At 36.3% G+C, this 14,424-nt stretch carries 17 protein-coding genes; 2 read left to right on the top strand and 15 right to left on the bottom strand.

The genetic code is table 11. The features are described from left to right. Nucleotides 1-42: 42 nt before the first annotated feature. The 5 genes from ABES03_RS20145 to ABES03_RS20125 form a co-directional block, all read right to left on the bottom strand. A complete protein-coding gene (locus ABES03_RS20145) occupies nt 43-1,113 on the bottom strand; it encodes a tartrate dehydrogenase (protein WP_430120013.1) in 1,071 nt (356 codons plus the stop codon). A gap of 1 nt (nt 1,114) precedes the next feature. Then, nucleotides 1,115-1,699, bottom strand: a complete 585-nt coding sequence (locus ABES03_RS20140) for a FumA C-terminus/TtdB family hydratase beta subunit (protein ID WP_430120011.1) — start codon at nt 1,697-1,699, stop codon at nt 1,115-1,117. Between the two features lie 11 nt (nt 1,700-1,710). Continuing rightward, nucleotides 1,711-2,553 carry a fumarate hydratase gene (locus tag ABES03_RS20135; protein ID WP_309862151.1) on the bottom strand — a complete coding sequence of 281 codons (843 nt, stop codon included), beginning with the start codon at nt 2,551-2,553 and terminating at the stop codon, nt 1,711-1,713. A gap of 6 nt (nt 2,554-2,559) precedes the next feature. After that, the gene (locus tag ABES03_RS20130) at nt 2,560-3,231 is read right to left on the bottom strand and encodes a GntR family transcriptional regulator (protein ID WP_430120009.1); all 672 of its coding nucleotides are present in this window, start codon (nt 3,229-3,231) and stop codon (nt 2,560-2,562) included. A gap of 360 nt (nt 3,232-3,591) precedes the next feature. Then, the gene (locus tag ABES03_RS20125) at nt 3,592-3,750 is read right to left on the bottom strand and encodes a hypothetical protein (RefSeq protein WP_430120007.1); all 159 of its coding nucleotides are present in this window, start codon (nt 3,748-3,750) and stop codon (nt 3,592-3,594) included. Nucleotides 3,751-3,955: 205 nt separating this feature from the next. Between ABES03_RS20125 and ABES03_RS20120 the strand changes: the two genes are divergently transcribed. After that, nucleotides 3,956-4,102, top strand: coding sequence for a hypothetical protein (locus ABES03_RS20120; RefSeq protein ID WP_430120005.1), 147 nt, complete (start codon nt 3,956-3,958; stop codon nt 4,100-4,102). Nucleotides 4,103-4,186: 84 nt separating this feature from the next. On the opposite strand, the gene ABES03_RS20115 is transcribed toward ABES03_RS20120, so the two are convergent. From ABES03_RS20115 to ABES03_RS20075, 9 genes are all read right to left on the bottom strand, one after another. Next, a complete protein-coding gene (locus tag ABES03_RS20115; protein ID WP_430120003.1) occupies nt 4,187-4,990 on the bottom strand; it encodes a carbon-nitrogen hydrolase family protein in 804 nt (267 codons plus the stop codon). Nucleotides 4,991-5,015: 25 nt separating this feature from the next. Beyond that, nucleotides 5,016-6,026 (bottom strand): TRAP transporter substrate-binding protein, encoded by a 1,011-nt coding sequence (locus ABES03_RS20110; RefSeq protein WP_430120001.1) that lies wholly within the window; start codon nt 6,024-6,026, stop codon nt 5,016-5,018. Between the two features lie 24 nt (nt 6,027-6,050). Continuing rightward, nucleotides 6,051-7,337 carry a TRAP transporter large permease gene (locus tag ABES03_RS20105; protein WP_430119999.1) on the bottom strand — a complete coding sequence of 429 codons (1,287 nt, stop codon included), beginning with the start codon at nt 7,335-7,337 and terminating at the stop codon, nt 6,051-6,053. 14 nt (nt 7,338-7,351) lie between these two features. Further along, a complete protein-coding gene (locus ABES03_RS20100; RefSeq protein WP_430119997.1) occupies nt 7,352-7,810 on the bottom strand; it encodes a TRAP transporter small permease in 459 nt (152 codons plus the stop codon). Continuing rightward, entirely contained in the window at nt 7,794-8,537 is a 744-nt protein-coding gene (locus ABES03_RS20095; RefSeq protein WP_430119995.1) for a creatininase family protein, read from the bottom strand. The genes ABES03_RS20100 and ABES03_RS20095 overlap by 17 nt, the downstream gene beginning before the upstream one ends. 26 nt (nt 8,538-8,563) lie before the next feature. Then, complete coding sequence (locus ABES03_RS20090; protein WP_430119993.1) at nt 8,564-9,154, bottom strand: GntR family transcriptional regulator; 591 nt, start codon at nt 9,152-9,154, stop codon at nt 8,564-8,566. 974 nt (nt 9,155-10,128) lie between these two features. Further along, the gene (locus ABES03_RS20085; RefSeq protein WP_430119991.1) at nt 10,129-11,244 is read right to left on the bottom strand and encodes a cysteine desulfurase family protein; all 1,116 of its coding nucleotides are present in this window, start codon (nt 11,242-11,244) and stop codon (nt 10,129-10,131) included. 189 nt (nt 11,245-11,433) lie between these two features. Then, nucleotides 11,434-11,937 (bottom strand): DinB family protein, encoded by a 504-nt coding sequence (locus ABES03_RS20080; protein WP_430119989.1) that lies wholly within the window; start codon nt 11,935-11,937, stop codon nt 11,434-11,436. Between the two features lie 427 nt (nt 11,938-12,364). Next, entirely contained in the window at nt 12,365-12,697 is a 333-nt protein-coding gene (locus ABES03_RS20075; RefSeq protein ID WP_430119988.1) for a nuclear transport factor 2 family protein, read from the bottom strand. A 227-nt stretch (nt 12,698-12,924) separates the two neighbouring features. Here ABES03_RS20075 and ABES03_RS20070 point away from each other — a divergent pair, with 227 nt between their 5' ends. Further along, complete coding sequence (locus tag ABES03_RS20070; RefSeq protein ID WP_430119986.1) at nt 12,925-13,131, top strand: hypothetical protein; 207 nt, start codon at nt 12,925-12,927, stop codon at nt 13,129-13,131. 63 nt (nt 13,132-13,194) lie between these two features. Here the strand turns inward: ABES03_RS20070 and ABES03_RS20065 are convergent, their stop codons facing one another. Further along, nucleotides 13,195-14,211, bottom strand: coding sequence for an NADP-dependent oxidoreductase (locus tag ABES03_RS20065; protein WP_430119984.1), 1,017 nt, complete (start codon nt 14,209-14,211; stop codon nt 13,195-13,197). Nucleotides 14,212-14,424 lie beyond the last annotated feature (213 nt).

Genomic DNA, 14,424 nt, shown 5'->3' with positions numbered 1-14,424 from the left:
ACACAACATTTTGAGACAGCCTCTTATATTTGGATTATTTATTTAGGATACGGAGCAAACCTTTTTCAAACGGTTGCAGATAGCTTCCCCCACCTCAGTGGTTGAGGCTGTTCCGCCGATATCAGGTGTTTTAATTCCGTCGTTTGTTACCTCTTCTACTACATCCAAAAGCTTTTGTCCTAGTTCATACTCCCCGAAATGATCAAGCATCATTTTTGCAGTCCAAATCTGACCAATAGGGTTTGCAACTCCTTTGCCATAAATATCTGGCGCCGAACCATGTACAGGTTCAAACATAGATGGGTATTTTCCATTTAAATTAATATTGGCGGCAGGAGCAATCCCGATACTACCCATGATTGCTCCGCCAATATCGGTTAAAATATCACCAAATAAATTACTTGCGACAATCACATCAAAGATTTGCGGCCTTGTCACGAAAAAGGCTGCTAACGCATCGATATGGTAGGAAGCTGTTTGAATATCTGCATAGTCCCCTTTAACTTCATTAAATACCTCATCCCAAAATGGCATTGAGTGGAAAATGCCGTTTGACTTTGTCGCAGAAGTGACATGGCCTCTTCTCTTTTTAGCAAGTTCAAAGGCATACCGCATCGCACGTTCTGTGCCCTTTTTTGTAAATATAGCATTTTGAATGGCGAGCTCATCTTCGCCACGGTGAATTCTTCCGCCCACTTCACTATATTCACCTTCACTATTTTCCCTCACAACTATTAAATCAAAGTCATTTGGATTGATTAGTGGTGATTTCAAGCCTTTAAAAAATTTAGCTGGGCGAATATTAATGGATTGTTCGAATTCTCTGCGAATTTTAATCAAGAGTCCCCATAACGATACATGATCTGGAACAAGCTGAGGATTCCCAATAGCTCCAAGAAAAATTGCTTGGAAGTTTTTTAGGATATTCAAACCGTCTTCCGGCAGCATTTTACCATGCTCCATGTAGTAGTCACAGCTCCACGGGAACTCTTGGTACTCAAATTTTAAACCACCGTGAATTTCAGCTACTGTATCTAAAACTTTAGTCGCAACTGGTACGACTTCTTTCCCAATTCCATCCCCCGGAATTACAGCAATTTCTAGTTTCTTCATATTATATACCTACTCCCTTATTGGCATTATTATTAAAATTCTCATACTTGGCAATTTCTTGTTCATACAAATCTTGACCGTGTGCGTCATAGGCAACCAGTAAAGGAAAATCTTCTACCAGAAGCCGTCTGATTGCTTCAGGTCCTAGATCTTCATAAGCAACTATCTCAACTTCTTTTACTCTTCTGCTTAAAATCGTCGAGAGGCCTCCGACTGCTGCAAAGGAAATGGCCCCAAACTGACTACAGGCTTGCTTTACCATGTCTCTTCTCGGCCCCTTTCCAATCGTGCCTTTTACCCCGTATTCATACATAGCAGGAGCATAAGGATCCATTCGGTAGGCTGTTGTCGGCGCAACTGGGCCGATTATTTGCCCGGGTTTTGGAGGACATGGGCCGGCATAGAAAATAATTTCTCCTCTTAAATCGACTGGCAAAGGCTGATTGACTTCTAGAAGATCTACCATTCTTTTATGTGCGGCATCGCGTGCCATATAGATGGTCCCTGTTAAGAGAACTTGGTCCCCAATTTGCAGTTTTTGAATATCCTCATCTGTTAGCGGTGTAGTTATTCGATATTCTGCCATCTCTTCCCCTCCTATAAAATAGCCGTCTTTTTACGGGCAGCGTGACATTGAATGTTTACCGCAACCGGTAATGCGGTTATATGACAGGCATAAGTTTCAATTGGCACCCATAGCGCAGTATTCGTCCCGCCTAAGCCTTGTGGACCAATACCTGTGTTGTTTATTTCCTCTAGAAGTTCATTTTCTAGCTGGGCAATATGAGGTTCGTGATGATGAACACCGATTTCCCTCAGTACAGCATGCTTCGCAAGTGAGGTTACTTTATCAAAGCTTCCTCCGATGCCAACACCGACTACTACAGGCGGACATGCTTTTCCTCCTGCTTCCTTAATCGTTTGTAAAACAAAATTTTTAACCCCTTGCATCCCTTCCCCTGGAAGTAGGAATTTCATCGCACTCATATTTTCACTGCCCCCACCTTTAGGTAGTACCGTGAATTTGATTTGATCACCAGGAATGATTTCAGTGTGAACGACTGCTGGTGTATTATCCCCTGTGTTTACACGAATGAGAGGGTCTCCAACCACAGATTTTCTCAAATAACCTTCTCGATACCCTGTTCGAACCCCTTCTTGTATAGAATCTAAAAAGTTCCCTCCTGTAATATGGACATCTTGACCTACCTCGACAAACACAACGGCCATTCCTGTATCATGACAATAAGGCATATGATTCACCTTTGCTTCTTCAGCATTTTCAAGAAGCTGTTGCAAGATGGTTTTTCCTATTGGAGAAGCTTCGGTCTTTTCAGCACGTCTAAATCCTGCTACTACATCTTCAGGTAAGTAATAGCATGCCTCCCAGCAAAGTTTGGCAACGGTTTCAATAATTTGATCTACATGAACAATCCGCAAAATTTATCACTCCTCTAAATGTTCAATAATATGAACCAAATTTATTAAATCCTCTTGCGTATGCTCTCGTAATCTATCAGCTGCTTTTTTCGGATCTCTATCTTTTAATGCTTGGTAAATGTCCATATGCCCTTTTAAAATCGTATTCACTCTGTCTTCTCCTTGAATATTTAAAACACGGTAATAATAGATTAAACCATTTAAATCCTCAACAAGCTTCATTAATCTGGCGTTTCCACTGAATTGGATAAGTTGTTCGTGAAAACGTGCATTACATGCGACAATACTATCTGATTTTGATTCTTTTATGGCTTCGGCGGTTTCTGCTAACGTCTTTTCCAGCTCTTGCATTTGCTCCTCTGTTGCTCGTTCCGCTGTAAGTTCTACTGCTTTAGATTCTAAAGAAATCCTGCATTCGTAAATATCTCGAACATCTTGTAAATTTGGTTTGTAAACGGATATTTGTGACTTTTCATCCATTACCAGCAAACCCTCAATTACGAGTCCACGAATTGCTTCTCGTACAGGGCTTCTGCTAATATTGTAAAGCTTCGCAATTTGGGCTTCATATAATCGATCCCCTGGTTTGTAAACACCATTAAAGATACTCTCTTTTAAGGATTGTTGGATTTGTTGGTAATACGGTAAAGGCTTTTGCAATGGACTGTAATCAAACATATAATCACCTCTTTTTACGTTTTTATATTATGTAAAGTTCTTTGTAGTCAGTTTTCATTCGTGTCGGCTGCCGACACGATACATGTTTATTATAATAATAATAGTCAGATATTTCAAATTATTTATTTGTCGTATTATATCATCTTTGGGATTAAATTATTAACCTTATCAATAAAACTGGCATCATCCAATGTAGACGACGCCAGTTTTATTGAAGAAACCATACTAAAAGCTAATACCAGATTTTTGTGAACATATTGCAACCGATTGATTAGTGTTCATTTTCAGCCATTGATAAATGGCTAGGGACAAGCAAATATAGGATTTACGTACAAATAAAAAAACGCCTGTTGGCGCTTCCTACTTGTACTTCGGACCAGATTGATTCTGGTCTTTACCATTTTTCCCTTTATCTATTTCTTGCTTACTCATTTTATTTTTCCATTGTTCATAGGTGATTCTAGAATATCCTTCATCATTCAAGTATTGGATATAATCTTTACCATAAGGATAGATCAATTACATCACCTCCAGTGCTTATTAATAAATGTATGCGCTTACATATTAATAAAACACTGTGTTTACTAAATATTTCTTTAGATCAATATTACATCCTTTACGTCAATTTCCTTCTTTTTTCGATTATTTCTCCAAAAAAATAACATACTTTTCATTTCCTACTAATATATTTAAAAAGAAAAAGATGAAGGGTGGAGACTAATAAATGGAGAACAATTCGCATGTTTTTTACAATGGCAAGAGATATGTAATCCTTTATAAGTATACTTCAGGTTACTGCGAGATTAAGGAAGTCGGAAGCTTATATTCTATTGAATTGGTACATATAACAGAATTAATGGATGTACCATAGATAATTCAGCTGGAAATAAAAAAAGCAGTTCAATCTAGTCTAATAGAATGAACCGCTTTTTGAATGTAAACTCAAATTGGGATATTAATAAATTTCCGGTTTACGGTTATTTAGACATGGAAGCTGCCGTCTTAATTTATTAATATATTCTTTGTTTACCTCAGCAACAATAAAACCCTCAACATCAGATGCTCTAGCTATTACAATTCCCCAAGGATCAATAATCATTGAACTTCCAAAGGTAGTTTGACCTTCTTCAAATGAGCCTATTTGCCCTGCAGCTATAATATAACATTGATTTTCTATTGCTCTAGCTTTTAGTAGTGTTTCCCAGTGATGAATACCAGTTCTTTGATTAAATGCTGCCGGAACAACAATGATTTCAGAGCCTTGGAGCATTAATTTCCGGTATAATTCAGGAAATCTAAGATCATAACAAATACTAAATCCAATTTTGCCAACAGTAGTATCTGCAGTGACAATCTCTTCCCCAGCCTTAATCAAATTGGACTCTTTATATGAAGCTACCCCTTCAACATCGATATCAAACAAATGTATTTTCCGATACTTTGCTTCCATTTCTCCTTGATCATTAATTAAAACACTTGTATTAAAGGCTTGCTCATTATTATAGCTTTCTAACATACTACCACAATGAATAAATACATTCAGTTCCTTTGCTATTTTCATTAATCGATCAGTAGTCGGCCCAGGAATTGTTTCTGCATATTCTAAGGCTGCTCTTTTACTGCTAATGTAATTCATGTATTCAGGTAGGACAATTAGCTTTGCTCCTGCAGAAGCAGCTTTTTCAATAAAATAAATTGCCTTTGTTATATTCTCTTCCTTATTTTGTTTGGAATTTAATTGAACAGCCGATACTAACATTTTAAAACACCACCTGGATATAAATTTACTTACCTAGCGATTCGATTTCCTTATAAATTTCTTCACCAAAAATCTCAGTTGCCAGTTTTTTCGTTGTTTCACGTGATTTATCTTTAAAGCTACTAATATCTGTCTTTACGAATTTCATCCCTTTTTCTTTCAATTGTTGCTTATAATCCGATTCCTTTTCGGAATATAACTGATCAATATATTTCGCTATTTCAATCCATTTATCTTCTAGAATCTTTTTCTCATCTTGAGATAAGGAATTATATTTTTCCTTATTCATAATGAGTGTACGGACAGGGAAGTTATGATATGTTTCATTTAATGTATCTTGAACTTCATAAAAACTATTATTTAAAATAATTTCATACGGGTTCTCTTGACCATCAACCACACCAGTTTGTAGTGAGGTAAATAATTCAGTAAATGAAATTGGAGTTGGGCTTGCACCTAATTGTTTCCATCCTTCTACAACTGCTGGTGTCTCAGGAACACGGATTTTTAACCCTTTCAAATCATCTGGTGTTTTTACTTCTACACCTTTGGTAGTCAACATCCTAGCTGCAAAAGGAACAAACCCGATTACTTTTACGCCTGTTTCTTTTTCAATTAACTTTTTAATCTTCTCCCCCGTACTACCAAAAATAACTTTCTTTAAATGATCCGCATCTTCAAATAAGTAGGGAATATAAAATGCACCTGCGACTTTACTACCTGGAATCGCACCTTGGAGGGCGAAATCAATACTTCCTTGTTTTACAGATTCAAAAATTTCTGCATCTGAACCTAATTGCCCAGCAGGGAAGTGTTCAAGTGAAAATTTCCCATCGGTTGCAGTTTTAAGTTCATCTGCGTATTTTTGCATTCCTTTTGTATAAGGGCTATTTATATCAACCACATCTGCAGACCTAAATTTAATAGATTTATTTTTTTCTGAATTTGTTTCAGAGCTAGTATTTGCTTTATTACCACAGCCAGCAATTAATCCAAGAAGCATGAACAATACAATTACATTTTGAATGATCTTCATTACTCTCAGCTCCCTTACATTCAGTTAATTAAATAAACTCGGTACAAATAGGGAAATACTTGGCACAAAGGTAACAAGAACTAAAACAATCATTAGTACGAAAACAAATGGAATTGATTCTTTAATTACTGCTGTTATTGGTACTTTTGCAATCGAGGAAGTAATAAATAGGTGTAAGCCAACAGGCGGTGTAATGAGTCCAATCATTAAATTAACAACCATAATAATAGATGCTTGCACAGGATCGATTCCTAAATCCCCTAATATTGGAAGTAAGACTGGAACAGATAGTAGAATAATTGGGATTGCTTCTAATACCATTCCTAGTAGGAGTAACATTATGTTAACTACAATCAAAATAACAAATACATTATCACTGATTGAAAATAGGAGGTTCTTTACAAGGTTACCTAAATTGTAATAGGTTGCCAGCCAACCAAAAAGAACACCACTTGCTGAGACTAATAAAATGGTTCCAGAGGATACGGTAGCTTCGATTAAGGTTTGATATAATCCTTTGAGCGTGAGCGAACGATAGACAAAGATAGTTACAAAGAGTGCATAAATTACACCAAGAACTGCTGATTCTGTTGGACTTGCGATCCCAGTTAAAATACTTCCGATGATTATTATTGGTAACAATAATGCTAGAAAAGCACTTTTTGTAGCTGAAACCTTTTCTTTAAATGTAGATTTTTGTTTCAACTCCATTTTTGTCTTTTTGGCGTGAAAATAGATATAGACCATGATGGTTATTCCCATTAACAAGCCTGGCACGATCCCCGCCAAGAAAAGTTTACCCACCGATATGCCTGCAATCGATCCTATAATAATCATCGGTATACTTGGTGGAAAAACGGGTGCAATAGTCGATGCACTTGCGATAATAGCCGCTGCACGTTCAGGTTTATATCCATCCTTTTCCATAGCAGGGATTAATATGCTTCCAGTTGAAGCACAGTCCGCAACCGCAGAACCTGACATACCGGACATGACTACATTTAGTCCTACACCCGTCTGTGCTACACCACCTGGAATATGCCCCAAGAAAGTTTGAGAGAATTTCACCAGTTTGTCAGTAATCAATCCTCTATTCATAATTTCTCCAGCAAGAATGAATAATGGAATGGCTGTAAAGCTAAAGTTATCTACTCCACTAAAAAGATGCTGGGAAACAGTTTCAATTAATAAAGGAAAATCACTGTATTGACTAAAGAATACAACGATCGCTGCACTGCTTAACATGACTAGAGAAATATCCATTCCCAAAAGCAATAATACAAAAAGTGATATAAAAAGAATGACTAACATTCCATCCCTCCTTCCTACAGCTCTTTAGGTTTAACAACTCCTATTATATTTTTATATAACTTGATAAGAATTAGTAAAAAACTAGTTGGAATTGTTATGAAAAAAATCCCCTTGTTTAACTGTAACGCTACTGTAGGAGAACCCCAGATGTCCCCTAAAAATTTTATACCACTGAAGACTACAACTATTGTAATAGCTATAGAAAGGATGGATATGATTAAATCATTCCATTTACGCAAGGCTGGTGGAAATAAGTCTATTAATAACGTAATCTTAAGCTCCCCTCCTCGATAGTAGGCAAGTGCTCCCCCTATGAATGTAAGACAAATCAATGCTTGCCTTGCTAGTTCTTCTGACCATGGAACAGATATCGTCAATACTCTAGCGAATATTTGAAGGGTAACTATCAGGGCTAAAATTACTAGCAAAATTGCTGAAATGATTCCCAGTATCTTTTCAATTTTTTTCACCATATCCCCAACTTTCTTCTAAAAATTGAACGATACGATCTACTGATCTATCAACAAGTTTTTTTCCTTTCTCTGGTGTTCCGGCAGTCGCATCACCGATCGTTCCGGATTTACTCAGGTCACCGTATTTTATATATTGAATTACATCTGGAAAAGCGTTCGATGTTGTTGGATGTTCATCAACTACCAAATTCATATCACAGTAATCTGGATATAAGTACAATAATATAGATGTACCTACTTCACTTGCGTGTCCATGAGGAACTTTTGTTTCAACGATACCTTCATCTACTGATTGAACAAATCTCCAAAAATCAATTTGTGCACACCTCATTTGATCGTCCCTTTGTAAATCACGAGAAAGTTGATCAATAATAGGAACGTTTCCGAGGTGGTTATTAATAAATAAGAAATCTTTAAATCCCCATTTTTTCAAACTAACTAAAATATCCCACAAATAATTTTTAAAACTCTCTGGGCGAATAGTTATCGTTCCTGGAAAATCATCAAGCATTGATGAATCCCCCACTTCCATTGTTGGACCTACTATGCCCCCTACTTTCTCAGCAATCATTTCAGAAATTTTAACAGCAACCAGCGTATCTGAGCCAAGTGGCAAATGTTGACCATAAACCTCAAAGGCACCAGTTGGAATAATCACCAAATCCGTGTTTTCTTTTAATATATAGAAATTTTTCCAGCTCATATTTTTTAAAAATACTGAAGTCATATTGTTTGTCTCCTTTATAGTAGAATTTATGAAAAATTTGTTTTCCCTTTGTTTATATGTTTTTCAAGAATTTTTGCACTTAAATGGTTTGAACTTTTATTTAGATTTTCTAAGATATCTTTATGATCATCTATCAGTTCCTTTAGGACATCAGAACGTGAACTCAATAAGTACTTTGCACTTCGTATTGTCATTAGTCTTTCCCTGCAATTTTTATAGACTTTTAAAAAATGAGAGTTTCCATTTACTTCCAATAAATACTGATGAAAATCCATATCTAATTCATTAAATTCCTGATAATCTTTATTTTCAAATGCAATATGTTGATTTTTAATATTTTCATTAAGGTAAGATATATTCTCATTTGTGAATACACTTACTTGTTTAATTGCATGAGTCTCAATTGCAATCCTTAAATCAAATAACTCATTTCGTTCTTCCACAGTTGGTATAGTAAAAAATATACCTTGATTAGAAAAAATCTTTAAGAATCCTTCATTCTCTAAACGGTGTAAAGCTTCTCTTATTGGGGTTCTACTCATACTTAATAGATTTACTAAGCTGCTTTCAGATGTAAATTCCTCCTCCCCTTTTACAATAATTTCTTTGATTTTCATATAGGCTATATCTTTTAACTGGGGTTTATTAGAAACTTTAATAATTCTCCACCTCCAAAAACAATAATGCTGCTTATATACAAGTTGAATTCCACTTGAATACAACTGGTATACTAATTAATATCCCGAATTTCAAAAATAATGATTGAATTCTAAAAATAATTTTATTTATTGAATTTTTTTAGTTTTTAAGTTTATTAATAGAATTCCAAGCATAAAAATAAACGGTTCAATCCTTTCTTTTGGATTGAACCGCTTTAAGTATAATTGGGAATAATGTCATTTATTGAATGATATAACCTTTATTTCCATTTCAACAAAATCTAACATAACCCTCTAAAAAATTATATTTTATCTGAATTTGGATTTTGTGCCTCACCCATCACTCTAGATGAGACTTAGGTTGGAAGAAACCTTGATGAATAATTCTTCTAAGATGTACAAAGAACTACAATTTGCCCAATGGAACAGTCAGGTGAATACCATCCTTCATATATGATAGTCCTATATTTTCAAAAAAATCCAATTGGTTCTATTTTTACTTCGGTCCAGATCAAGTCTGTTCTTTTGCAGCTTTATCCTAATCAATTTCCTTCTTTTTTCGATAATTTATCCAAAAAACTAACATGCTTTTCATTTTCTTCTAATATATTGAAAAAGAAAAAGATTGAAGGGTTGAGACTATTAAATGAAGAACAATTCGCATGTCTTTTACAATGGTAAGAGATACCTAATTCTTTATATGTTTACTTCAGGTTATTCCGAGATTAAGGAAGTCGAAAGCCTACGTAATATTAAATTGGTTCATTTAACAGAAATAATAAAACTAGACTAAATAATAGGGCTGGATAAGGTAATTTTCCCTTTTTCCATCTGAATTCTCTCGAATAAGAAAAATTTCCTAATTGACGTCCATATTCGTAATAAAAAGCCCTAAACTAGGGCTCTTTATATGATGGATACCATTTTCTATTTCACATTATATTATTTAACAATAAGATTACTTTATCAATTTCTTCCTTAGTTGTATTCCTGCCTAAACTAAACCGGATAGCTCCCATCCCAACCTCTACAGGAACATTCATCTCCTTCAATACAGCTGAGAGTTCTATGCTTCCAGCATGACAAGCTGATCCAGTTGATGCTGCAAGACTAGGAATTGAATCTAATAGTTCTTGGCCCATTTTATTTACAAAACTTACATTCAAAGTATTCGGCAGCCGTTCCTCAGGATGTCCATTCAGGACAACCTGTTTCCCGAACACCCCCTTTAGCCTCCCCCAAAAATAGTCGGTCAAATCTTTGATTCTATTTTTACCTACTTCTTTAGAAGCGATTTCACATGCCTTGCCTAATCCCACTGCTAGTAAAGTATTTTCGGTGCCAGCACGAAGTCCAAATTCATGCCCCGCTCCGTGTATTAGAGGTTCAAGTTGGATTCCATCTCTTTTATATAAGGCACCAATTCCTTTTGGTGCATATAGTTTATGACCAGCAATCGTTAGCATGTCTACTTTTAAATCATTCACTTGGACAGGGACTTTTCCAACGGATTGAGAAGCATCTGTATGAAAAGCAATTCCTTTCCTTTCCGCTATTGCCCCAATCTCTTTTATCGGCTGTAACGTACCTACTTCATTATTGGAGTGCATGACTGTAATCAGAATTGTTTCTTTTGTAATCGCCTTTTCGATTTCTTCAGGTGATACTCTTCCATACTGGTCAACACCTACGTAAGTTATCCGTGCCCCAACTTGTTCAAGAAACTTACAAGGACTTACGATAGCGGGGTGTTCAACTTTTGATGTAATGATATGGTTGCCTTTATGCTTATTTTTAAAATAATACCCTTTTAAAGCAAGGTTATTTGCCTCACTTCCACCACTTGTAAAAATAATTTCCCCAGGAGAACAAGCAATTAATTCAGCTACCTGTTCTCTTGCTTTATGTAATAATTCCTTTACTGGTTTTCCTGCCCAATGTAAGGCTGAAGGATTCCCATAATAATCCAGTAGCAGTGGTTGCATCGCACTTACTACCTCCGGAGCTAGAGAGGTACTAGCATTGTAATCCATGTATATCTTTTCCATATAGCCCTCATCCCTTCCAGGATTATTTCATCTATGTTTATCTAATTCTACCACATGTTGTATTCGGATTTGCCCTCCAATAGTCTTCTATTCCTCATATCTCGACTTAAACTATCAACCCCTTCATTAATAAAAAAGAGCCTTTTACATGCAGCTTTGCAAATAAAGGGCTCTCTCTATCTTGATTTGTTAAAGTGCTGGAGCATCCATTCCCATGTGAGTCCATTCTTCTCTTGCAGGCCCATAAATACCAGGAACTTTCAATCCTGCCTGACGCATGAGCACTGTCATTTGACCACGGTGATGAATAATGTGCTTGATGAGCAATGAAAGTGTTACTGCTTTTGGCATCGTCATACCAAACACATTAACCATTTCCATTAGGGACTCATCCGTCCATTCCTGTTTCACTGCGTCAATTGTTTCGGCACTAACCTTTCGAAATGTTTCGGCCAATTCCTTTGCTAAGGAAGGAACAGTTCCTGAATTTTCTACTGGTTCAACCTTGATTCCGAACTCGATAAGCATTCCAGGAGTACTTGTTACAATGTGCCAGGCAATTCGGCCTAAGGTACGGTCTTCCGATGAAACCTGTTGTTGAAGGGAATTGTCGGTTAACGCATCTAATACTTTTTGTGTAGACCCTGCTTCATGATTCCATTCTTGGATAAATTCATCTATTGAAGTATACATTTTGACCTTCCTCCGTTTTTCGTATTTTTAAGCTCCATAGGATTTAAATGATCTGACAGGACATAATTAAAGCATAAAAAATATACCATTCATCACCATAATGACAAATTTCACTTTTATATTCTTACCTAATTGAGCTCTACCTAATATTAAATTTCTAACTTTTCCAATTCAATAATCTTTATATCCCTTTTGCCCAAGTATGTCAATTTCATTATTGGTTGCTAGAAGAAGCTGATCCCTGCACTTAGATATTCTTTGAATCATTGGGTGGATTGTTTGACTTGATACAAATTTATCCTTTTATAAGCAAATTCAACAAAATCTACTCTAACCCTCTAAAAAATTATATTTTGGTGCCTGTCCCCCATCACTTTAAAGGATTAACGTCATGTGATTAAAAAAAAGGACTTCCATCATGGAAGTCCTACTCTCGTATAAACCAAACCTTTGATATTAAATTGTTCTCTACTTCATAAATGGCCATTAAGCTTGTACTTTCTCCCGTAAGCCCGCTCGTTGCAATTTCCCAATCTATTACTTTGTTGCCGACAATGGAACGATTTTTTATGTCCGCAAAATTCTTCTTTTTAAATGTTCCTGTATACCTTTCAATCAATTCTTGTTTTCCACTTAAAGTTATGGTGTTATCCGGAAATGTGTAAACCGTAATATCATCTGCATATGTACTGGCAAACCCTTCAATATCCTGTTTGTTGTAGTATTCAATTTGTTGTTGAACAACTTGTTCAATCGACATAAACTTCCACTCCATTACTATTTATTGATTTTATATTATAAGGGTGAGCGTTGGTTGTAAACTTTTTCACTCTAGAATGGGGCATCTCAGTATCGCTTATGAAGAACGATTTACGTGTAATTCATGAAGCATCATCCTTCCTTTTTATAAAAACTTTATCAACATACTTGTACTTTCAACACAGAATGGGAAAAATATAGACAAATGATAAAAAGGGGCGTTTAAATGTGAAAGAAAAAAAAAATGAGGCAGTTGAAGCAAATCAACAAATGGATCAATTATTTTATGACTTTGGGTCTAGGAGCTACGTTTCAGAGGGTTCTGAGGAAGATATGGCAAATAACGAAATCCAAGAGCAGTTCTATGGAAATGACAAAGCAGATAACTCTCTTCCGTTTCATGTAGACGTAAACAATCCACCAATCAAAAAGTAAACAGAACAGCATAATAAAGGGCACGGTTTTACCGTATGCCCTTATTAGCTATTCATTATTCCTTTATTCCTCTGCAACTTTCACTAGCTGTTTTCCAATGTTATCCCCTCGGAAAAGCCCTAAAAAGGCTTCAACTGTATTTTCAAAGCCATCCACTATATTCTCACGATATTGTATTTTCCCTTCTTTTACCCATTGTGATAACTGAATTAATCCTTCCTTATTATGAGCTGCATAATCAGATACAATAAAGCCTTTCATCAATGAACTAGTTGTCAGCAATTGTCCCGCTACCCTTGGTCCTATCTCCGGCTTTTCTAAGTTGTACTGCGAGATTTGTCCGCAAATAGCTGTGCGAGACTGAAAATTTATCAAAGTCATTACAGCATCGCTTACTTTACCTCCGACATTGTCGAAATAAACATCGACTCCTGAAGGACAAACCTCCTTAAGTGCTTTGCGGAGATTTTCTTCTGTTTTATAGTTAATAGCAGCATCAAAACCTAATTCTTCTGTTAAAAACCTACATTTATCATCTGCTCCTGCAATCCCTACTACACGGCAGCCTTTTAACTTCGCAATTTGGCCAACAATTGTTCCAACGGCGCCAGACGCTCCAGAAACAACAACTGTTTCCCCTTCCTTCGGCTGTCCTATGAATATTAAGCCAAAATAGGCAGTTAACCCTGGCATCCCTAGAACATGAAGGGCCGTGGTAATTGGGGCTAACTCAGGATTGACCTTCCGGATGGTACTACCATCTGACACATTGTATTCTGCCCACTCCAGGCGCCCTTCCACGTATTGTCCCTCTTGAAACCTTGTATTTTTAGATTCAACGATCTCCCCAACCATGCCTCCAATAAATGGTTCTCCCACCTCATAAGGTTTCGCATAGGATTTTGCATCCGACATCCTACCGCGCATATAAGGATCCACTGACAGATAAAGAGTACGGATGAGTACCTCTCCCTCACTAATTTCCGGAATCTCGCTCTCAACTATGTCAAAATTGCTTGCATCTGGCATTCCTTTCGGACGACTAGCTAATAAAATCTTTCGATTGACATTCTTGCTCATCCAATCACTCCATTCATAAAATACATCATGTAGCTACCGCTAGTTGCTTAGTTTACAAGTTCGATTTTGTATATTCATTTCCCTGCTTAATTCTTTCATGATTTAATATTTTCAAACTGAGTAATACTCTTACCTAAAGCCTTCTTTTACGTGATTGAAGACCAATGTGTTATACTGTGCTTATACTTTGCATAACCCACCGAGAATACATTT

Source organism: Neobacillus rhizosphaerae, from assembly GCF_050477885.1.
GTDB lineage: Bacteria > Bacillota > Bacilli > Bacillales > Cytobacillaceae > Neobacillus > Neobacillus rhizosphaerae_A.
This window is presented reverse-complemented; position numbering and strand designations above follow the sequence as displayed.